Here is a 21,884-nt window from a genome sequence, read left to right as displayed (position 1 = left end):
TATTTATTTTAAGATTTGATAAAGAAAAGAAACAATAACATTAAATCCTCTCAGTCAATGAACACCCCTATGCTCAACTCCACATCATGATTTTGGGAAGGTGATTCTGCGGCTGACAACAAATTAATGAAACTCATAGCCGCTTCCTGGAGCGGGGAACGTGAAAGAACAATCGGCGGCAGGTCGGTTGCCACAACCCGGCCTTCGATCTGATAACTAATTGGGGAATGTTTCTTCAAGAATTCCCGAATGGCATCGTATTGGGTTATGGACAGCACTTGCGTATTTTTCACATTTTGATTTTGTACACCATATCCGTTTTCTCCCCTTCTCTTTGGAATGAAACCACGTTGTATTCCCTGTTTAAATCGATCGGCTCGCCATTTACTTCAATCTTGGTAATCCGCAGTCCCTTCGGCTTGCTTGAGACACACTCCACCTTCATATTGTATGTAATAAATTTCCTTTTTTAGGAATAAAATTCAAAATTTCCGCACCTTGTTAACAATCCGATGCATGCTCGGATCTTCCGGATATATGCCCGGGCTGACTTCAATCATCTGGTAGAAATAATCTTTTCCTTTTCCCCGAGGATGAAGTTCACGCCTTCGCACCCCGGGTTGTTCGATAGATCCACTTGTGCCGGCAATCCCAGGTGTGTAAGGGCCAAAACCACATCGCATTTTTCCTGGTTACGATGAATATTCACATACTTGGAAATGCTTTCTTCCGGCATTGTAACCTTTAACCCTCGTGTGAACGACAACGGCTGTCTGACTTTCACAAACGGATCGGCGTAGCCGATAAAGATTTTCAGACCGTTTACTTCCTGCGTATAATAGGGAGCAATTACATCCACACCTGTTTTTTCGTCAATCAAGTTAGCACAAATTGGCATAGAAGTAAGTCTGTTCATCAATATGCGGAATTAATCAGGTCATTCCTGCTCCTCCCAGTTTCTCGGCATGAACACATCATGACGCAGATGTTTCACTCCTAGAAAATAAATCCCAAAAGTCTTCTCAGTTATTTCCATTTGTTTAAAGAGTCATGCATCTCTCCTTTTCCATCCCGCTTGAGGTCTGCCGAGTCACAATTGTTTACAGGCCCAATCTGTGAAAAACACAAAAGGAGCCTGAAAATGACAGGCTCCTCCGAGTCAAACTATTCACATACTCCAATATCAATAATAACGATTTTGTTGATCTTTGTAAATCTTACCTACCAGGTGTCCAAGTACGTAGATGCAAAAAAATGGAGCTATATATTTTCTAGTTAGTACATTTCTGTGTGCATAAGATTGATCAGCGAATTACTAGCTCAATCGATTCGTGGAAAGGTGACTTGAATTTGTGTCCCTTCTGTCGACGAGACAATATCCATTGTACCGCACATGTACACCCCGGGAAAGTGGGCACAAATTCATGTTGTTGGACATGACTGCTGCAGCTAGTATAACCGATAACTAAGATGACATTATTTCTCGGTTCGTTGTACCCCTTTTAAACGACCAACCTGGACGAAACCATTCAAGTATTTTCCGATAGAAAAGAGATGTCGTTATGAGGTGTTAATGTTTTAAGCAGTGATTCCATTTGTTTAGCATACAGCGGCGGACTAAACAGGTATCCCTGCATACCGTCGCACTTTTGTAACTGTAAAAACTCAAACTGTTCCTGTTTTTCGACTCCTTCAGCAATGACCAACAAGTTGAGATTGTGAGCTAAGGCAATGATTGTGGCTACAATACTGGCATCATTTTTATCTACCGAAATATCCCGGATGAATGATTGATCGATTTTCAGTTTGTCAATTGGAAACTTCTTTAGATGAGTTAGAGAACTGTATCCCGTTCCGAAATCGTCCATACTGATCTGAACACCTAAAGCCTTCAAATCTTTCAGAACTAGAACCGTATGATTCACATCCATAGTCATGCTTTCCGTAATTTCAAGTTCAAGATATTGCGGCAATAATCCGGTTTTCTCCAAAATGCGTTGCACGCTGCCAACAATGTTGAATTGTGAGAACTGACATATGGACAAATTTACAGCGATCGGTACTTTTCTGAATCCTGCATCCTGCCAGGCTTTATTCTGTCTACAAGCCTCATAGATAATCCATTCGCCGATTGGAACAATGAGCCCGGTCTCCTCGGCCAATGAAATAAATTGATCTGGCGAGATGATTCCTTTTTCCGGATGCCACCAGCGAATCAACGCTTCCATTCCCATCAATTTACCGGATCTCATATCCGTCTGTGCCTGATAGGCCAGTTCAAATTGATTGCCGGCCATTGCCCTGTAGAGATCGTTCTCCAGCATGACCGCATTCGAAGTATCGTCATACATCGTCGAGTCGTAGAGTTGATATCTACTTCCAGCTTCCTTTCCACGGGATAGAGCAAGGTGGGCGCTTCGAAATAACGACTCCAAATCCTGACCATCATTCGGATACAAAGCTATACCGATTCGGGGCGTGATATAGTATTCGTTATCCTGCACCATGAGAGGTTGTTCGAACTGTTCAATGATGCTCCTTGCCACCTCAATCGCTTCATCAACACCGGAGATGTTCGGCAGAAGAAGCTTGAAATCGCAAACCTCTCCTCTGGACAATACATCATTGCCCCTTCTACATTCCCTTAGTTTTATCGCAATACATTGCAGGAGAAGTTGATTGAATTTCCGTCCTATCGTCTCATGAATCATTTTCCAGCGGTCGATCTCTATATCCAATATACACACCCTATGCCCGTGAATGTTTGCCTCCTGTAGAGCCTCAGAACATGTTTCTTGAAAAAAAGTGAAATTAGGCAGGCTGGTTATCGGATCGTGGTAAGCCAAGTAAGTCATCCGCTCTTCGGTTTGTTTTCGTTCTGTAATATCCCGAGAGATGCACAGAATCACTTTGTTTCCTTCATATTCAAACCATCTTCCGCTGATTTCGACCGGAATTTTTTGACCAATTTCCGACGAAAACTCCCATTCAAATGTCATACTGCCTTGCTTTACAAATTGATCTACCAACTGACTGACTTCCTTCCACTTCGGAAGCTCAATTTGTGAGATCGCTAAGATTTCCTTCCTCGAACAGCCGATTTGCCTACAAAACGTTTCGTTCACTTCCAAAATCTTGCTGATAACTCCGTCATTCTGCAATTCAATTAACGCAATACCATCATTGGCGTGATGAAACAATTCGCGAAATCGATGTTCGCTCGCTCTTGTTTTTTCTTTGGAGAACCATAATTCCAGCATATTCCGTTTCAGAATGACATAAAGTATCCATCCTGTTATCATCGTATACAGCAGCCCTTTGAAGGTTTCCGCCGCGCTGACCTCATGGTGCAACGCTAATCGCAGTAAAATATCCGAACCTATAACCCAAGTGGTGCTTAAGAATATGTAGATTGCTGAAATTCTAATACAAGTTGACTTTTCTCGGGACTGATGAAAGGAACTAAGTAATTTGCTCATACGAAAGTAGCCCCTCCCTCCAAGTATTTTTAAAGTATAAAAAAAACCTCCCGAAAACAGGAGGATTTCCTTCGCATTTCGGTAGCTGGCTGGCATAACGTATATTGATCCTATACGTCGTAACCCCTGTAGCTTTGCGGCCCCATTTTTCAATGGGTGTGCCTTTTCATTACTCTATTATTTTATTTTTCTCTGATACTTTGCGATGATATGGTCCAGTTTAAAAGCTTAAACGATACACATCCAAATCCACAAACGAATTACGAGTTATATAAAATACATACAGCTTCTCCGTAGATGTTCAATCTTTTTTTCAACTGCAGGAGATTCCTCTGCTTTAAGTTCCTTGTTATTGATGGTGAATTTCGTACAATATATGTCGTACAACGTTGTTTATTCGACAAAATCGCACAAAATAGCTCATAAAACTTCAATTTATTTATCTGATCATCCCACTAGCTCAGAATAGGTAATCGTAGGGGTAAATGCACAACAACCAATAATTCACCTGATAGAATTAAATGGCCCGTTGAAGAAATAGGTAAAAATTCCGTTAATCCTTCCACGATTCCCAAAACCACCGCAATGATATAATCCATTCTATTTCCTCCACAGTTCATGATAATTATCCATTAAAAGTTTATGATTTCCTGTTTAAAGCGTTAACACACGGTTTTTCTCCCCGCTGTCGATTCTCCTCACTCATCGGAATCCCATTAAAACTCTTACCTAATTTTTCTTATTTCTAATTGAAGCTAATGTCGCGTTTTTCGGAAATTGATATAATTTCGATTTGGCAATCTCGATTTTTTGCGAGCCGTAAATCCCGGTATGAGCGGAAAAATAATAACTGATCACGCAGGCTATAAACATATAAATGATATTGTCGGCACCGAACAACTCGATTCCCATAATAAAACAAGCGATCGGTGTGTTTGTGGCTCCACTGAAAACAGCGATAAACCCTAATGCCGCCATGAAAGGTATAGATACTTGTAATAGATGGCCCAGCGCACTTCCAAGTGTTGAACCGATAACAAATAAAGGAGTAACCTCCCCACCTTGAAAACCGGCACCTAGCGTAATGGAAGTGAAGATCGTTTTCCACAAAAAAGCAAAGGAAGATGATGTCCCTTGAAATGATTCCGAGATTAAAGGCATGCCCAGCCCCAAATATTCCCTTGTTCCAAACAGATAAACAATCGCTATTAGAATAAGTCCTCCTATAAAACTCTTCAAAACAGAGTTTTTAATATACCTTGCAAATAAGGCTTTTAATCCATGCGTCATTTCACTAAATAATAGGCTTGCCAGCCCGAAAATGATGGAGGCAAAAATCACTTTCCCAATCATGAATGGAGATATCTCGAGTATCGTGCCAACCGAATAGTGAAGATGAAAAATTCCCCACGCCCTTGTGACGATATCTCCAACAAAACTTGCCACAAAACAAGGAAGTAACGCTTCATATCGAATAACACCTATCGTGAGCACTTCCAGCCCAAATATGGCGCCGGAGAGTGGAGTGCCAAACACTGAACCGAATCCGCTACCGATCCCGCACATCAGAATGATTTTGCGATCAAAGGAATCCAAGCGCATCCGGTTTCCCAGCCATTCAGCGAAGCTTCCTCCCATTTGAACCGCAGTCCCTTCTCGTCCGGCAGATCCTCCGAATAAATGTGTCAGAAATGTTCCAAATAGAACGAGTGGCGCCATACGAAAGGGAACAGCTCCATTACCTTCGTGAATTTGCTCCAGTATAAGATTGTTTCCTTTCGATGCTTCCTTGCCATACTTTAGATAGAGATAGCTGACAAGAGCGCCGCCCAGCGGCAGTAGCCAAAAGAGCCTAGGGTGGGTCAGTCGTTCTTTGGTTGCAAAATCCAAACCAGTCAAAAACAAAGCCGATCCTGAACCAGTCATAATCCCAACCAAGCTTCCAATAACCAGCCATTTCATTAGATGACCGAATAAGGCAAGATGCATCACCTTTTCCGCATAGATATACCACTTCTTTTTTTGTTTGACCAGAAAATTCTCCACGTTGTGTTTCTCTCCTCAAGGAATTTAATACATTAAAATGTTTCTTACACCACCTTTCTGCGTATAGGGCAAAAAAATAGACTCCTACCAGTAAAATTTTACTGGTAGGAGTCATTAGCCCAAAGGGCGGTTATGGCGAACTCCATCGCCTATTCAACAGCACTATTTTTCTATAGTAATAGGATAACAACAACATGTCAATGTTTTTTTAGCGCCTTTTTCTACGTCCTCTTTTCCCTTTCCTCGGCCATCATATATCCTTATAATCCGGTAGTGAACTTAGCGATAGTCTGCTCCTTATGCCGATGACCATTAGCACCCGATGAATGTGGAAATCTCCATAAGCATTGTCCTTCATTCATCATGTTTTCGTTAAGCAAATGTCTAAAAACCTGTTCAACCGTTTTGCCCAATGGAACAATAAGCGAATCTTTCATGACGGGATGAAACCGTTTAGCCTTGAGCGATTTTTTAATATTCTTACTTTACAAGGATACCAGTACACTACAAATCACGTGGAGGTGAGTGGGCCGTCCCATTTATGAGGTGTAAGTGTAGATTGCCTTTCCAAGCACAAATAAGTGTCGCTTCGAGCACGCAGACTTATCTTTGATAAACAACTCGTTTATTGCTGGGCAATCAGTCAATGCTGACTATCCCTGTATATCATGGAAAGGAGATCCCCTATGGCTTTAAAAATTGTCTACCCCGTCTGTTGTGGAATTGACGTTCACAAAACCTTTATCGTGGCCTGTTTCGCTTCCACCAACAGCAAAGGCGTCACAACTTACAAACGCCATCGCTTTTCAACCTTTACCAAAGGACTGAATGAGCTGTCACAGTGGCTTTGTGAGAATGGGATAAGGAAAGTGGTTGAGAATGTAATAAAGGTTTTCAGGCGTAAGCTGTCTTGAAAGCTTGTCTAGAATGAAAATCATATGTACCCCTTTCCGGGGCCTGACGAAGTCTGCGTTTTATGTTGCGCGACTTTTATAGGTATGACACCAATTAAAATTGATGGAGTACGAGTCTATTGAGGACGATAGATCGTACCTTTACATTTTTAGAAATATACCTTATAATTTTTTAGAACATCATATGGGAATTATCGGAGGAGCCTGTCATTTGACGGGCTTCTTTTTGCTTTTTTTGCCCATTCAAGTGAGCGTCCCAGGCATAATCTGCATTTTTCTGGGGGATGATGAAAACAATATTTTTGTAACGGGAGGTTCTTATGGAACAACAAGCCATTTGGGCAATCGGTATTTTTCTCGTCATCTATGCGCTCATCATCTCAGAAAAAATTCATCGGACGATCGTGGCCATGATTGGCGGGTTGCTCATGATCATTCTGGGCATCGTTGACCAAGAAACAGCGCTCCATCATATTGACTTTAATACGCTGGGGCTTCTGATCGGCATGATGATCATTGTAAGCACAACTGCTGAAACGGGGGTGTTCAAATATATCGCCGTATTTGCCGCTAAAAAAGCGAAAGGTGAGCCGGTCCGCATTCTGATTTCACTAGCGCTCATCACAGCGGTCGGATCTGCCCTTCTGGACAATGTCACTACCGTACTTCTGATGGTGCCAGTTACTTTCAGCATTACGCGACAGCTCCGTGTGAACCCGGTTCCTTTTCTCATCACGCAGATTATCGCATCCAATGTAGGGGGTACCGCAACGCTTATCGGTGACCCACCGAACATCATGATCGGCAGCGCAGTCAAAGAACTTACGTTTATGGCATTCATCAACAACTTGGCTCCCATTGCTGCTCTAGTTATGGCGGCATATGTACCCATCTTTATTTTCCTGTTCCGCAAGGGAATACGTACAATGGCGGAACTGAAACAAAGTATTATGGAAATGGATGAGAGAGAGCTCATCACTGATCCCAATCTGCTGCGTAAATGTCTGACCGTTCTGGGTTTAACCATGCTAGGATTTTTTACGCACCAGTTGTTTCATCTGGAATCGGCGACGGTCGCGTTGGCCGGCGCGTTCCTACTGCTTCTGCTTACCGGAGAGCATATGATGGAAGAAGCTTTGACAAAAGTGGAATGGATGACGATCTTTTTTTTCGTGGGTCTGTTCGTACTTGTTTCCGGTCTCATTGAAACTGGAGTCATCGCCAAATTAGCCGCGCAAGCTATTGAACTAACCGGAGGGAATCTAGTTGCTACATCCCTGCTGATCTTGTGGCTTAGCGCTATCGCGTCCGCTTTTCTCGACAACATTCCGTTCGTGGCGACGATGATTCCGATGATTCATGAAATGGGCAATATGGGCGTCAGCAATTTGGAGCCTCTGTGGTGGAGTCTTGCGCTCGGAGCATGTCTGGGCGGCAATGGATCGCTTATTGGGGCAAGCGCGAACTTGATTGTCGCCGGTATGTCGGGCAAAGAAGGTCATCCGATTCGATTTATGCAATTTCTGAAATACGGCTTTCCATTAATGCTGCTTTCCATTATTTTGTCGAGCATATACGTATATATTCGCTACTTACTATAACGTACGAAAGAGGTGATAAAAAATGTTGAAATATCAATATGACCAAAATGTGATACGGATAAGCGAAACGGCAAATGAAAATGATATTGAATTCCGTATCCTCATCCTAATTGAAAAACCGTACCTTGACGGAATGAAGCAAGTTCAGAAGGAGTATGAGGATAACCGGATTCATACGGACGTTTTATTTTATATTTACGCCAATCATGAATACCGGGTAATAGTCCGCAAGGACCACTATGAGGATTTCGTGCTTGAACTGATGAAACGTCGGCTGCTGCAAAGTGTAGAGTGGGTAAACTAAATGATCCAAAAAAAATAATATCTCGTCCCGATGAAACAATGTGGAGCGGGATATTATTTATTACTGATCAATTACGCGACCCGTTAGAGAATGAACAAAAATGTTCCTCATCCCATTCTACGAGTTGAGCAGCGTCACAACATAAATAAGTGGAATGCCGGGACGAGTCGGAAGATAGTATGCACGGACTTCAGTTTCTCCCACGAGGCCCCACTCATTCTTTACGAAAGATGAAGCAACTGTAATTGCTTATTTCTCGGAAATCCCGGCATGCATCGGACGGTTAAACGTTTTTTGGGCCAGATCCGGATGCACTTTTCCTTCTACGCGTTCGATGACTCCATGTGGGTTGATTTCAACAACCAGTTCGTCGCCCCATACGGGGATCTTGTAAATTATATGCTGCATTCGAACGTGGATGACAGGCCCGGAACGCTCAGTTATCTCCACCACTCGCATGTCACTGTATGGGTTTTGGAGACCGTATAGCTCCGTCCATTAACACGGTGGCTCTTTTTTATTAACAGTGGCTCTTAACCACATGGCTCTGTGGAAGTGAAATATTCAAGAATTCATCTAGTTAACTGCTCTTGCTTTTGATAAGTACGTCTCTTCGCAGTTTTTAAGTTCTTCCTCATCTCATCTAGTTTGTCAAGCCATTCCGGATTAACTGAGCAGTTGACTCATTGGCTGACTTCCTGGTGGTAGCGAAAGAGCAACCTGCTTCGCGCCACGGCAAATCTTGATCACTTTTCGCCTTTAATTCGAGCTTTTTCATACTGACTTCCCTGACTTTCATCCATCTACATTAGCAGCATCGTCTGCCATTCACGAAATTGTTTAAGCTTATCGCTGTCTCATGTCCGTTATCACAAGTAACCTTAATCGGTGTTCTTCCGTTCATATATCTGGAATCTTGAACTTGATACTCTTCCTTCGCAAATATCCTATTGGCTTCATCCAAGTTGTATTTCTTCCTTCTGGAACAAATACTGTACCTGCGACCAAAGTCGAAATTACTAATATTGGTTGACCACAGATGGCCACTTGAACATAATAAGTTCAAATTGCTTTTTGCATTTTAATATTCCTTGGAAATTAATGTGTAGCCTTCTCTCTTCAAATCTACGACGTACTTCTTCATAAGTAAGCTTATCTCGAATGAATATCATTTGTACCCCTTCCGGGGTCTGACGAAGTCTGCGTTTTATGCCGCGTGACTTTTATAACCGTGCAACCAATGGCACGTTTGATGATATTACGTATTTTAAGCATTAGGCTTGAACTTGACTGATGATTTGACAGGAGTTATGCTCTCATCATCTGCCTCGTATATCTCGTAAAAAACAGGTGCGTATATCTTTTTCCGCGTATTACCTTTAAGCACCTTGTTCGTATATCTTGGCTGAAAAAATCAAAGTTATGCGAGGACAAAGTGACAAAAGCGAAGTGGGAGATCTTTGAAATCCCTTATGTGACAAGGGTTTAAGGCATTTCTGAGGGGATTAAAAAATGGCTCGTATATTACGGTGTTAAACGATAATGATATTTTGCAATATGCCGGAATCGCTTATGTAGGGGTCATTGAATGGTGGATTAAAAATGGAATGCCGTATCCGCCTTAAGTAATGGCCAAACACGTTGGGACTTTGTTGGAGAGAAGTTAATGAGTGCATACTTAGAAGGCATGTTGTAGTTACCGTTTCAAAACTAAGTTTCAGTTTCCCCTACATACCCATGTGGTCAATCTTCTCGAAATAAACCTATCAGATCATGGCGCACCGATCATTCAATTCAAAGCAGCTCCGGTATATATCCAGGGCTGCTTTATTTTTATTTCATTAGTCCCTCCTATTCTTCACAATTTTTTCAAAGTCGGTCCGATTTTGCTTAGTAAATGAAACGGATAATAGAGGGATACTTCAGAGCCTCTATATACATTGACAATTACATACGATTTATTCGGTACTTTCCCCATGTGACCTAATAAGGATAGCCAGAATGCAGACTGCGCCACGACCATTTTTCTTTTCGGAAACGAATGTTCAGCAAAATGCGAGCGATTCCGGTCTTACGCATTAGTGAATGGTAGTACCATTCAAGGCGATGATTTGCATGGAGGGATAATGATACTTCCGCCTTGCCACAGCTAATCGCAGTGGAGGCGGCCTGCAGAGATTCTGGAGGAGGCATAGAGCCTATGAGGACGGTTCACTACCGTTTGCCGAATAAATCATTAGGCGTGCTAAAAACCAAATAGAGGGCTGGGAGACGCATGTAATTGCGTCTCCTTTTCTCAATCGAATTATGTTGAATAAGGAGATCGCCCATGTCACATAACCAAGATCAACCTGTCCTTGAATCTGACCCTTACCAACTTCTTTTTCAGACCTTGCCTGACGTCGTAACTGTCGAACAAATGTGTACTATGTTAGGCGGTATTAGTACCAAAACGGGCCGCAAATTACTCCAATCAGGGCGCATCGCTCACTTTCGCATCGGTCGCTTTTACAGAATCCCTAAGCTGAGCGTCATAAATTATTTACGAGAAATCATGACCCCGGCACACAACAATACTTTCACGCTTTAAAGTATTGATACAGTTTTATTCATCCTGCTATAATTAAAGCGTCGATGGTAGGAAGCCGGGACTGCTATCCTGGGAGGGATAAGAAATGGTAGCAGGCCACCTACAAGAAAAGAAAGGGAATTATTATATCGTTCTGAATTACAAAGATGAAAAGGGCAAGCGAAAAACCAAGTGGATTGCAACAGGGTTACCGACAAAGGGAAATAAAAAGAAAGCGGAAGGTATGCTGCAAGACGCACGAAAGAACTTTGAAATTCCTTCCGAGTCTGCTGCCGAGGAAATTAAACCGAGAGAGGAGGAAGTAACACAAGGGGAAGCTAGTCCAACCGGTATTCTATTTTCCGATTTTATGTTGGAATGGCTTGAAATGATGAAATACCTGGTGGAAGTATCCACGCATGCAGCATATTCTTTTGCCGTGAAGACAAGGATTGTCCCTTACTTTCAGGAGAAAAAGATTTTGCTTACCGAGTTAACACCCAAGCATCTGCATGATTTCTACCAGTATTGTCTGAAAGAACACAAAGTCACGACGAACACGGTGCAGCACTACCATGCCAATATTCGTCAGGCTCTGCAACATGCCTTTAAGATGGACATGATTCGCTCCAATCCAGCAGACAAGGTTGACAGACCGAAAAAAAATCAATTCATCGGAAGCTACTACACAAACGAGGAACTTAATCAGCTATTTGAAGTGCTGAAGGACGATCCTGTGGAACTGGCCGTGTGTTTGGCCGCGTTCTATGGCCTTAGACGAAGCGAAATTGTCGGATTGAAATGGAACGCTATCAACTTTCAGCGTCAAACCATTACCATTCGCCACACCGTCACCTCCATATCGTATGAAGGGAAACAAATCATTGTGGAGAAAGATCGTGCAAAAAATAAATCAAGCTATCGTACTTTGCCGCTCGTGCCTGTCTTTTTTGAACTTCTGCTCCGACTTTGGGAAGAACAACAAAAAAATCGTGCCTTGTTCAAAGATTCCTATCAATACAAATATGAGGAGTACATTTACGTAGACAAGCTGGGAGATCGGATCAAGCCAGGGTATATAACGCAACATTTCCCGCTTGTTCTCCAAAAGCACGGTATGCGTCGGATTCGTTTCCACGATCTTCGCCACAGTTGTGCGAGCTTGTTACTTGCAAATGGTGTAAGCCTGAAAGAAATTCAAGAATGGCTGGGGCATAGCCATTATTCCACGACGGCTAACATTTATGCTCATCTGGACTACAGTTCAAAGATTTCGTCGGCACAGGTCATGAACAACAATTTACAAATCCCAATCATGCAAAAAGCTCCTGAATCGTCACAAGGACAACTTCAAGAGCCAGTTCTTTGTTAGGATGGTGCGGTCGAGAGGACTCGAACCTCCACGGTATTGCTACCACTGGCACCTGAAGCCAGCGCGTCTGCCAATTCCGCCACGACCGCACATTTTGCCCTCATCCTGTACATCAGAAAATGGAGAGAACTACAGGAGAGAACTTGAAACTATAACACCGATAAAACCGCATAACCACAAGCGTTTGGGGGAATTATGAGCGGCTTTCGCACCGGAACCTGAAACTTACGCGCTAAAGGGAAGCAAGCGGAAACTATGTCCCTTTAGGGGAACCAAAAAACCGCAAAAATCCTTATAGAATCAAGGATTTCGGCGTTTTCCATCGCCTTTTCCTAGTGCCACAAGGCGCCTCGGGAAATCATAAAAAAGCGACCAAAATTGAACGTTTGAGAGAACTCGGAGAGAACGACAATCGAATCAGTCCTGCTCCACTACCATCGACAGATTTTAGCGGAGCAAATTAATTAAAAGGCAGAATCCACAGCTGCACGCCTCAATCTTTCCAACTCTCTTCAAAGTCCATTACATACAAATAAAATCTTGCCCTCGTCTGAGCCGTATAAAGGGCAGCACGGACACTATCAGTTCTTGGCTCGTTCTTGTATGTATGGTTTATATAAATGATGACATACGATTCAAGTCCATTGAACCCTTGAACTGTTCTATAGGCTATTGAATTAGCATCCGGCATTTTCCGTCCATCGCTGAGACAGTGTCCACCAACTGTAGCAGTTTCACATAAGATTGAGTTTTCCTTTTTTCGATTACTCAAAATGACAATCTTCTGTGGCGTGACTCCTTCCTTATTAACCAGTTTGTTTATGATAGAGTCAATAAACGCTATGGCTTGAGCCTTTCTTGTGAATTTTCGGCAATCAGGTTCAACTCCCTCAATCTGATTGGCGATGGTGTCTAGTCCTAAGTTTGTCTGCTCTTGAGCACATCTGTAGATATTAGCGGTGTCTATCAAGAAGGTCAATAAGTGAAAAAGTGAAAGGGATGTAATGTGAAGAATCCAACACCGGCTTAATGTCGAGCGATGCGATCTGCCGGAATCAGTGTTAACGGGCCTGAGGGCTACATCGTGTGTTACGAGCTTGCGAAACAAAATTTGCGTTTAAATCTCGATGTGATAGCAGATACGGTCAATCCTATAACCATTACGCGCCAAGCTTGGCGAAACGTGGCGGAATCTCTTGAAATTCCGTTTGACGAACATGAACACAGGCATCGTATTCATACACGTTTAACGGACATTCCCGGCTTTACTCTTCCATCTTGGGATGAAGTTAAAAATAGAAAATACGAGGTTTGGGATCGGGAACGCCTCATTATCGACACGGCTCATCAAAAGGTAGACGAAAGTTTGAGGTTGTTAATCGAACTGCTTGGCCTGAAGAGATAAATCGTTAGTATTCAAACGAAATCAAACGAAATGAAATCGATGATAAACATTTTGTTCTCAAGCGTATTTGACATTTACGTTGTTTCCAGTTCTGTGCCCTTATGCTTTCTGTATTCTGCGTCATCCTTATCACATTTCAGCATGATTCGGCAAATATAATGGAGGGAATCCTTTCCTTTTGTCGAATTATTGAATACGGGGGGGGGAGGCGATATAGGATGGATATAAACCACAATGATAATATCATTTATAGACTCAGCAATTTGGCGTTGACTGACGAAGCTTTGAATGAGGTAGATCTATCTTTTCACCTTGTAAGAGTGCAAAAGGAAGCTGATTCTTTCTATCAATCCTCAGGTATTCAACTTGCGCCAGATGTTATAAAGTGGGTCAAGAAAAGTATCATTAAAACCTTGCAGGGGTTGAAGGAAGTTGACGATACCGAAAGTAAGGTTTTTCTAGTCGGGAACTATAACCATGAAATCAAGATAAATGACCGTATTGCAAGGTTCGAGCTATCTGAGAATCAGGGTCTTTTAGATAAAGTTAGAAAGTTGACCACAGCATTACGCACTCCTGATCCTGAGTATCCTGAAAAGCATACCAGCTTTCAAATGGTAAAGCTAACTCTAGGTGAGCAAGATGCGTATTTTTGTTATTACCGAGGGGTTAAGAAAAACAGCATGCGTTCATCAAAGAAATTGATGGTCTTCAAGAATGCTAATCAATTCGTCTTTGCCGAGGATACCATAGTCGATATAGGGGGTAACATCGACTTCTTTATTGTCGGAGATTTTATCTTCATTATAAATGTCCGGAATTTCGAGTTCGCTTTTGATTACCGAGATCATATTAATGAACAGCGAGATCGGAACTTGACTGAGATTATTTCAATGCCGTTCTTTGATGGTGAGGATTCGAACAAGGGGAAATTCGAGGAGTCCTGTAAAAAGTATATCCACTCACGGGGGCTAGCTCAAATTAAACGCGACACCCTAACGGCTATTCAGACCAATTTTGAGGCTAGATGTACTGAACTGTCACAAATCAAAGCGAACCTTCCTGCGAATCAAGCTGAGCAGGAACGGTATAAGAAGAAGTACAGCACCATTTGGGAATTGTTCGAATACATTGATCTGGATAACCGTAAGATTATCTTTAAAGAGGATGCTTCCCCCAGGGCTTTATTACATTTCTTTGCTGATAAGATCGTAAAGTCATTCGTAACCGAAGACTTCAAGGTGGCGGTTGCTTACGAAGAATAATTCTTAGGGGGTATGTAAGTCCTCTTTGGGAGGGAGAGAAATATGTGGGGCAAGCGTGAACAGGTCATTTTATGGGCGACAGCCTACCTTCCCTTAGTCCTTATTATGATCTACAGATTTATCGACAGTAACGACTTCTTCAAGCAAACGAATTGGGCAACATGGTTGGCTAAGCATATGGATAAAACGATCTTTGACGTAATTGTTATAGCGGGGATAATCTTTATATCACTGCTCATCTACCGCTTGGTTGCCATGTGGCTTTTCAGCGGTTATGATCGTCAATTACGGGCTAGGGAAATAGGTATGAATGTGTCAGTCAGAAAATATGAACGTTTAAGTGTGAATGACTATTCATTTTTCTTAATGACATTACTGCTACCCTTAGTCTCCATAGATCAAGCATCGGGAATAAACCTAATGGTCACCATTGCAATTGTACTGATCGTCATTGCGATTTACGTGAAGACGGACTTTATTAGTGTATGTCCGGTGTTCTTCGTGTCTGGTCGACAAGTATATAAGGCAATTATTTCGAATCAAAGTAGAGAAGCGGAAATCGCTGATCCGTCAATCCGCCAAGAGGTTATTGTTATAACTTGTGAGAAGTCCATGAATTTAAACAACAAGTTTCGGACTGTTAAACTAATCAACAATATTTTTTATTTATCCATTAATAATAACGACGAAGATCCAGATGAATGGTAATTCCCTTTAGGGGCTCCCATTCATCTGGATCTTAGTAAAGGTATAGGCAATGGCTACATAACAATACCAATGCTTATTATATATTTCGAATGACTTGCTCTGTCACGAAGGTGTTGCCTCCAAAGAGTTGGTCGTCACTCAGTTTTAATCTCCCGCTCTTCAATATCAAACCCACCTTTAAGAATGAACTCCTGGAGCAAATTGTGTACTTTTATGTTGATCTTAAAGATTGGTATTTTTGCGTTTTCTAATTTCTCAAAATAATCCTTTGCCTTAGCTTTTTCTACGGAAGCCTTCAAATCATCAAAACGACCGAACTCATTGATGCTTGCCTCAGTTACATTGGCAGCCATCAGATTACGTAGCTTCCTTTCATCCAACCCTAAGAATCGTGAAATACGCCGGATTTGGTCATTCTTTGCTCTGAATTGATATTCAGTGACGTATTCCCTGAAAGTTTTACCACTTTCAAACTTGGCATTTCCGCTTTCTACGTCGTGAAGAAAGATATTTGCATACTTTTGTTCTTCCTGCGTCAATGTAGCGAATGACTTGTGCAGATCATCAAGTGTCTTCCGCATCTCTGCTTCATCTACATTATCTTGAGTAAGAATTCTCTGAAACTTTTCAAAACGCGAGTTCATATAATCTGAGTCGATTCTCCCGGTATCAATCTCCGTCAGGTAACCAACGATCTCGAAAGGAACATCGTCGCCGCCACCGCCGCCGCCGCCGCCGAACAGTTCTTTATACCGCATAGCCAGAATCAAATAAGTATTTTCATCCAGTCTCATTTCGACTCGAGTCTTTGGCTTACCACTGCCATGGCTGAAGTTGTACTGTGACTGATTCCACTTAAAGCCTTGAATTTTTGCAGCTTCCAGATAGTCATTGAATGAATTGAAGAGAGAGGCAAATTTACCGCGCTCCGAAAGATCATCCGGAAGCTTTTCAAAGTTCAGAATCCCAGAACGAGCGAACAGTTCGCTGATATCATCAAAAATTGAATTCAGCTTATTTAAGTTATACTCAAGCCGTTCTACAAATAATCCAATAGGCTTGTCGCCAGAATAGAGCTTCACAGCTTTTTCTATGTTTTGCTCCATTGTATGCGGATACCTGTAGTATCGTATCGTTCCAAAAGGCTTTTCCGGGCCGAACAAACGATTGGTACGTGAAAATGCCTGAATGATATTTTCGTACCGAAGCACCTTATCCATATAAAGCGTGTTAATCCACTTGGAATCGAAGCCTGTAAGCATCTGGTCGACTACAATCAGAAGATCGAGTTGCATTTCAGGTGTTCTTTCAATAAATTGATATGGCTTTTTGTGAGCAAGTCGCGTAGCAATGTCCTTTTTCAGCTTGTCGTATCTCTTCAGACTAAATTCCTGTTTGTATCTGGCGTTATAATCCTCAATTATTTCAACAAGACCATCCTCTTTAAAAGCTACTCCGCCGTTATTGTCGATGCTTGGGTCAAACAAGCAGGTAGCCTTTAGTGTAGGTATGGCTTGTTTTATTATTCGATAATAACGGATCGCCTCCGGAATGCTGCTTGTAGCAAAGATTGCATGAAACTTGCTATTATGGCTTAATGTCACCCAGTTATCTGCAATGTCACGAATAACCGTACTCCGATGTTCTTCCCTTTGATATTGGGTGTTAGACAAATAGTCCTCAATACCCTTCACATACTTTCCATCATCACCTATATAGCCCGCCATTTTTATTTGAGAGGAATTCATATATTTATAAAAGACTTCGCTCTTATCAGGATCAGCTAGAGCTTCTTCAACGGTAGACAATTTTGCCCGCTCCAAAGCAACAGCCTGCCGAATATCCCTATCTCTGTAGGTCAACACTTTATAAGGATCAAATCCAAGAACATTCTTATCACGAATACCGTCGGCAATGCTGTACCTGTGCAACTCGTTACCGAAGATGGTCGAGGTAGTGTTCATTTTTTTCTGGTTTTCATCCTGAATCGGCGTTCCTGTAAATCCAAAGAAAACGGCAGACGGGAAAGAATCCTTTATATTTTGGAGCATATCTCCGAAGGTAGTGCGATGCGCCTCATCGACAATAATAACGATTCTCTTGGAACTCATTATCTCAATATCATGAGCATTTAATCCGCCTTCTTCGTCCTTGATATTACTCATTTTCTGAATAGATGTGACGATAAGCGTGTTGGCCGGGTTGTCACTTTTTAGTTTTGAAATTAATACAATCGTGTCTTCCGTTGCCTGAACGGACTCATTTTCATCTGCAAAACCGCGATACTCTTTCAAGGACTGAGTTCCGAGTTCTATTCTGTCCATCAGGAAGATGACCTTATTGGCATCTTTGGAGTTTGCAATCAGTTGCGCCGACTTAAAGCTTGTCATCGTCTTGCCGGAGCCTGTGGTATGCCAAACATATCCGCCAAGTCTATCTCGACCATCCCAGTTGGTTTTGGAAACACGGTCAGAAATCGCATTTGCTGCATAGTATTGATAACTACGCATGACTTTCAACACGCCATCTGTGTCATCGGCGACAGTGTAAAATCCGATAAGCCGGTGTGCCATCGGAATGGAAAGCAGTGAAGAAGCGATCGTTTTCCAATCTTTAATAGGCTCGTTATTAAAATCTGCCCAGCGAAAATAAAAATCTTTGTTAAACTTTCCGTCCATTCCGGGATTGGCGAAATAAACGGTTTCTGCCGGTTCCATAGCAACAAATATTTGAATCAGCGTAAATATTCCGGTGAAAATCCCTTCATCGGAGTACTTTTCAATTTGGTTATAGGCCTGGCTGACCGAAACGCCGCTGCGCTTAAGCTCGATATGAATAACCGGCATACCGTTGATCAAGAGCATCAAGTCGCCGCGGCGATCATTTAATATTTTGGACTTACTCTTATATTTTGGCTGTTGTGCGATCTGATAGCGGCTTTGTCCGGCAGCGATTTCACGGCGGTCGTAAACTTTAAGGCTGACTTCTTTTTCGAAGTGCAGCGTGTCATCGGGATTATCACGAATAATGGCTACAGTTCTTCCATTGATAAATCCGTTTAATTTTAAAGGCGTACGCAGTGTTGTGATCTGCTCCATAATCTGTTGCATCTCGCCTCTTGTCAGAGGATAATTATTCAAACGGTCAATCCCTCTGTTGTTTTCAAAGAGAATATCCGCCCAGTTTTTTATCAAATCTTCTTCAGAGGGATTCTTTAAAACCTTAGATTCCCAGCCTTTATGCGACAGCACCTCAATCAAGGCTTCCTCAAAATCAGATTCTTTGTTAAAGACCATTGCGCGTTCACACCTCCTACACAAACATTTTTTCGAGCATAGCTTTTTTTATATTTTTCAATTTTTCTAGCTTACTCCGATGAAGGGTGATGAGGTTGTCGAGTCGTTTGAAAAACCCTCCGATTTGGGCTTGTTCTTCGATGTTTGGAATCGGTATATCAATTCCCATCAGCTTGTTTTTGGATATGTTGTAACGAGATATACCTTGGGCCAAGAATGTTATCTTTCCCCTTACACAAGAAGAACGCAACATATATGCAAGATAGTAATGGTCTAATTTTTCTATTGGCCTATATCCGAAACAAAAACTGTTTAAGTACGTATTATTGCTATTTTCAAGCCAAACCGAAGACATTCCAACTTCTTCTGGTATTTCAGAAGATGTAGTAAAAAATACATCACCAAACCTAACTTCATTTTGTTTGCTATCAACTTCAATCGGCTCTGTTAAACTTAGTTTTGCGATAGGGTTAGAGTAAACATTCATATAAGTAACGAATTTCCCGTTTCCATGTCCAAAATCATCTTTTGTTTTCCCTGATAATCCTGTATATGTTTCGCCAAGTTCTCCCAACTCACGCTGTTCCCAATCATCGGTAAATCCAGAAAAGCGAATTTCCGGAACATTGGCTCCATCCTTAGGGAACATTTTTTCGAGCATGGATTTTTTGACGATCACCAGCTTGTCATACTTACGCTGATGAAGGGTAATAAGCTTGTCAAGGTTGGTTATGAAGGCCGTAATCCTCTCCTGCTCAGGTACAGAAGGTATGCGACACATTACGTTAATAAACGAGTCCCAGTAAAGCCTTTTTCTGAAGTCGGTCACTCCATAAGAGAGATTATTCATCTGAATAATCGTTTCATCTCGGCGCAAACAATAATCCATAAACAGAGGGTAAAGCTGAGTACTGGGAATAGCAGTAATATATGCAGGACTTACCATCCCTTCTGACTTCACGACTCCGATTGCCCCTTGCCACGCACGCATCATGTTTAGAACAAGATCACCGAAATACACATGTTTATATAGGGTCTTATCTTCGCTTCTGCGCACCTTTTTCCCTAAAGTATTGCTGTCTAATTCTTCGTTTGAAATACCATGATGAATGGAAACAGAAAGGATCTGTAATGAATCGTCTCCTCGTTCGTTCCGCTCCGTGTATATTTCTCCCAACTTCCGCTGTTCCCAGGCATCGGTAAATCCACTGAAACGAATATCTGGTTTTCCATCTTTTCCGGCCATAATATTATTCACCCTTCAGTAGCTTTTGGAGCTCGCTGAGACCTTTCATATCATACTCATTGCCGACGAGTTCATCAATGAGTACCGAGAGAATAGACTCCGTTTCTCTAATCTCCGTTTCAACCGCAAAGTAAGTGACAGCGTATTTTTCAGAAAGAGCTTTGAGGTTGTCTATCAGAACAGAAATTACTGCATAGGGAAGCTTCTTAATACTCTCCGTAAATGGAACAATCCATTTTTGTTCAAGCAGTTCAAGCGCCTGCTCGTCGGACAGCGATTCAATGGTTTCCTTGGTTTTCATATGCAAGGCTGCCGCATCCGCTTTTACCTGTGCTTTTACTTCCTTTTCTTCGGCCATCAGCTTATCTACTTTTATAATTTTTGCTTCAAAGGATTCTTCCGGGAATTTAAAAACAGATTTCAGCACTGCTAAATAAGCATTTACTGCTTTTTTAGCATAGGTACCATCATGGCTTGCCTCCATATTGAACCATATGACATCGTCGTGTGCGCTGATAAAGGCAAGTTTGTCGGCTTTCCTGGAAAGTGCGGCATAGGCGTTAAGATCCTTAATTTCCTGGGTATCGACATCAGCATAGATTTCTTTAAGTTTTTCGCTGACTTCTTTTGCGACGAACGCGTCACTGGACTCGGTTGTTACGCTTGAATCCTTTTCTTCTTCGGAAAGTGAGTCGAGTATTTCATCATATTCAGAGGAGATTTCGGCAAGGCGACCCTCTTTTTGCATAACCGCTTCATATTCATCCGAAAGAAGTGTCCGCTGTACAAGTTCAAACGGAATAACATGACCGATCCAACCATCCTGTACTTCTTCTTCTTTACCGTCTTTCTTCTTGATGACCATATTGGGATCAACCTTCTTAACAGCGTTGAAGCCCTCTGTCTGAATGACTTCAAGATCAACTGATGTTTTTGCCCACTCATCAGCAAGAAATTGATAGGCATCATATTTGTTAATAAGCGGAATGGAGGCAAGTCGGGCAAAAATTTCAGCACTCAATACGGCCTCTTGCTTTGAGATATTCAGGCTCGCCATATTGGTTATAAGCTCGTTTTTCATGAAACCTTCAAAGTCTCCGAAAGCATCAATGAAATTAGAAATAAAAGCTTTTACAGCGGGATGCTCGTTAACAGTCTGTGCAATATTGCCAACTGTCAATTCAGCGTAAGGACCAGCACCGTGTGCAAATAATGCCTCCTTTAATCCCGGAAGGGCACTCCAGTACACGTCGAGTTTAGCAGTTTCGCTCATAGGAATGCCGCCGAACATTGAAGCATAGAGATCCCATTTCTCTGGTCCTTCGGAAGAATCAACATATCTCGGAATATTCAAATTATCCTGAATTTCGAAAGTAACGCTCTTTGAAAATATGAAAAAGTGCCCAAATCTTTGGTAGAATGGTGTTTGACGAGAACAACATCACCCAAAGAGAGGAGCACCCATAAGGTGAAGTCTACCAGAGAAATTTCAAAAATCAAGACCGAATTTTCGTTACAAAATGGAACAAGTGTGGCAGGAGGCAAAGCGTTCCTAGAATACTTAGAGCGAATCCGCCTGACTGAGGCTTTCGCGAAGCTATCTGGCCTCAAGCAGTCCAATTCCGTCTTCTCATTACCCCGGATCCTTCTCTATTTCATCATCGGCTGGATGCTCGGTT

The 21,884-nt window shown here is 42.0% G+C and carries 17 protein-coding genes, 1 tRNA gene, 3 pseudogenes and 2 riboswitches; of the genes and pseudogenes, 9 read left to right on the top strand and 12 right to left on the bottom strand.

Annotation, left to right across the window (positions count from 1 at the left end; all coding sequences use genetic code 11):
• Positions 1-50: 50 nt before the first annotated feature.
• The 6 genes and pseudogenes from G519_RS0106200 to G519_RS41980 all read right to left on the bottom strand — a co-directional run bounded on the left by G519_RS0106200 (position 51) and on the right by G519_RS41980 (position 5,468).
• Positions 51-293 (bottom strand): hypothetical protein, encoded by a 243-nt coding sequence (locus G519_RS0106200; RefSeq protein ID WP_029193938.1) that lies wholly within the window; start codon positions 291-293, stop codon positions 51-53.
• Entirely contained in the window at positions 290-445 is a 156-nt protein-coding gene (locus tag G519_RS53480) for a 5'-nucleotidase C-terminal domain-containing protein (RefSeq protein WP_127527754.1), read from the bottom strand. Before G519_RS53480 ends, G519_RS0106200 begins: the two co-directional genes overlap by 4 nt.
• Before the next feature lie 111 nt (positions 446-556).
• Positions 557-898, bottom strand: coding sequence for a metallophosphoesterase family protein (locus G519_RS0106190; RefSeq protein WP_127527752.1), 342 nt, complete (start codon positions 896-898; stop codon positions 557-559).
• A gap of 631 nt (positions 899-1,529) precedes the next feature.
• Positions 1,530-3,479 (bottom strand): putative bifunctional diguanylate cyclase/phosphodiesterase, encoded by a 1,950-nt coding sequence (locus G519_RS41985; protein WP_051253151.1) that lies wholly within the window; start codon positions 3,477-3,479, stop codon positions 1,530-1,532.
• A gap of 77 nt (positions 3,480-3,556) precedes the next feature.
• Positions 3,557-3,652, bottom strand: a riboswitch (cyclic di-GMP riboswitch).
• A gap of 324 nt (positions 3,653-3,976) precedes the next feature.
• A pseudogene (locus G519_RS48745) lies at positions 3,977-4,078 on the bottom strand (undecaprenyl-diphosphate phosphatase); the annotation flags it as partial.
• 130 nt (positions 4,079-4,208) lie between these two features.
• Positions 4,209-5,468 carry a voltage-gated chloride channel family protein gene (locus tag G519_RS41980; RefSeq protein ID WP_051253184.1) on the bottom strand — a complete coding sequence of 420 codons (1,260 nt, stop codon included), beginning with the start codon at positions 5,466-5,468 and terminating at the stop codon, positions 4,209-4,211.
• Positions 5,469-5,623: 155 nt separating this feature from the next.
• Positions 5,624-5,684, bottom strand: a riboswitch (Fluoride riboswitch).
• Between the two features lie 1,075 nt (positions 5,685-6,759).
• Here G519_RS41980 and G519_RS0106165 point away from each other — a divergent pair.
• Complete coding sequence (locus G519_RS0106165) at positions 6,760-8,040, top strand: ArsB/NhaD family transporter (protein ID WP_029193936.1); 1,281 nt, start codon at positions 6,760-6,762, stop codon at positions 8,038-8,040.
• A 22-nt stretch (positions 8,041-8,062) separates the two neighbouring features.
• Positions 8,063-8,344, top strand: coding sequence for a hypothetical protein (locus G519_RS0106160; protein ID WP_029193935.1), 282 nt, complete (start codon positions 8,063-8,065; stop codon positions 8,342-8,344).
• A 249-nt stretch (positions 8,345-8,593) separates the two neighbouring features.
• Here G519_RS0106160 and G519_RS0106155 read toward each other — a convergent pair whose 3' ends face one another.
• Together G519_RS0106155 and G519_RS49965 are read right to left on the bottom strand one after the other, a co-directional pair.
• Positions 8,594-8,797 (bottom strand): hypothetical protein, encoded by a 204-nt coding sequence (locus tag G519_RS0106155; RefSeq protein ID WP_161632906.1) that lies wholly within the window; start codon positions 8,795-8,797, stop codon positions 8,594-8,596.
• Between the two features lie 355 nt (positions 8,798-9,152).
• Positions 9,153-9,308, bottom strand: a complete 156-nt coding sequence (locus tag G519_RS49965; RefSeq protein WP_154669544.1) for a hypothetical protein — start codon at positions 9,306-9,308, stop codon at positions 9,153-9,155.
• A gap of 583 nt (positions 9,309-9,891) precedes the next feature.
• Here G519_RS49965 and G519_RS52005 point away from each other — a divergent pair.
• The 3 genes and pseudogenes from G519_RS52005 to G519_RS41965 all read left to right on the top strand — a co-directional run.
• A pseudogene (locus G519_RS52005) lies at positions 9,892-9,969 on the top strand (TetR-like C-terminal domain-containing protein); the annotation flags it as partial.
• Positions 9,970-10,673: 704 nt separating this feature from the next.
• A complete protein-coding gene (locus G519_RS41970; RefSeq protein WP_051253145.1) occupies positions 10,674-10,934 on the top strand; it encodes a helix-turn-helix domain-containing protein in 261 nt (86 codons plus the stop codon).
• A gap of 85 nt (positions 10,935-11,019) precedes the next feature.
• The gene (locus G519_RS41965) at positions 11,020-12,285 is read left to right on the top strand and encodes a tyrosine-type recombinase/integrase (RefSeq protein ID WP_051253143.1); all 1,266 of its coding nucleotides are present in this window, start codon (positions 11,020-11,022) and stop codon (positions 12,283-12,285) included.
• Positions 12,286-12,287: 2 nt separating this feature from the next.
• On the opposite strand, the gene G519_RS0106130 is transcribed toward G519_RS41965, so the two are convergent.
• A tRNA-Leu gene (locus G519_RS0106130) sits at positions 12,288-12,374 on the bottom strand.
• A gap of 995 nt (positions 12,375-13,369) precedes the next feature.
• On the opposite strand from G519_RS0106130, the gene G519_RS41960 reads away from it, so the two are divergent.
• The 3 genes from G519_RS41960 to G519_RS0106110 all read left to right on the top strand — a co-directional run bounded on the left by G519_RS41960 (position 13,370) and on the right by G519_RS0106110 (position 15,663).
• Positions 13,370-13,690 carry an AAA family ATPase gene (locus G519_RS41960; protein WP_051253141.1) on the top strand — a complete coding sequence of 107 codons (321 nt, stop codon included), beginning with the start codon at positions 13,370-13,372 and terminating at the stop codon, positions 13,688-13,690.
• Between the two features lie 218 nt (positions 13,691-13,908).
• Positions 13,909-14,955: a Kiwa anti-phage protein KwaB-like domain-containing protein gene (locus G519_RS0106115; RefSeq protein WP_029193932.1), complete on the top strand. Its 1,047-nt coding sequence runs from the start codon at positions 13,909-13,911 to the stop codon at positions 14,953-14,955.
• A gap of 42 nt (positions 14,956-14,997) precedes the next feature.
• Complete coding sequence (locus tag G519_RS0106110; protein ID WP_029193931.1) at positions 14,998-15,663, top strand: hypothetical protein; 666 nt, start codon at positions 14,998-15,000, stop codon at positions 15,661-15,663.
• A gap of 134 nt (positions 15,664-15,797) precedes the next feature.
• Here the strand turns inward: G519_RS0106110 and G519_RS0106105 are convergent, their stop codons facing one another.
• From G519_RS0106105 to G519_RS41955, 3 genes are read right to left on the bottom strand one after another with little or no spacing between them, the layout of a single operon-like run.
• Positions 15,798-18,959: a type I restriction endonuclease subunit R, EcoR124 family gene (locus tag G519_RS0106105; RefSeq protein WP_029193930.1), complete on the bottom strand. Its 3,162-nt coding sequence runs from the start codon at positions 18,957-18,959 to the stop codon at positions 15,798-15,800.
• Positions 18,960-18,975: 16 nt separating this feature from the next.
• Complete coding sequence (locus tag G519_RS0106100; RefSeq protein WP_029193929.1) at positions 18,976-20,205, bottom strand: restriction endonuclease subunit S; 1,230 nt, start codon at positions 20,203-20,205, stop codon at positions 18,976-18,978.
• Between the two features lie 4 nt (positions 20,206-20,209).
• Positions 20,210-21,496, bottom strand: coding sequence for a hypothetical protein (locus G519_RS41955; RefSeq protein WP_208860879.1), 1,287 nt, complete (start codon positions 21,494-21,496; stop codon positions 20,210-20,212).
• A 177-nt stretch (positions 21,497-21,673) separates the two neighbouring features.
• On the opposite strand from G519_RS41955, the pseudogene G519_RS53885 reads away from it, so the two are divergent.
• A pseudogene (locus G519_RS53885) lies at positions 21,674-21,884 on the top strand (IS1380 family transposase); the annotation flags it as partial.

This window comes from Paenibacillus alginolyticus DSM 5050 = NBRC 15375, from assembly GCF_000422905.1.
GTDB lineage: Bacteria > Bacillota > Bacilli > Paenibacillales > NBRC-103111 > Paenibacillus_E > Paenibacillus_E alginolyticus.
Note: the sequence above shows the minus strand (reverse complement) of the source record. Positions and strands in the feature narration are given on the sequence as shown.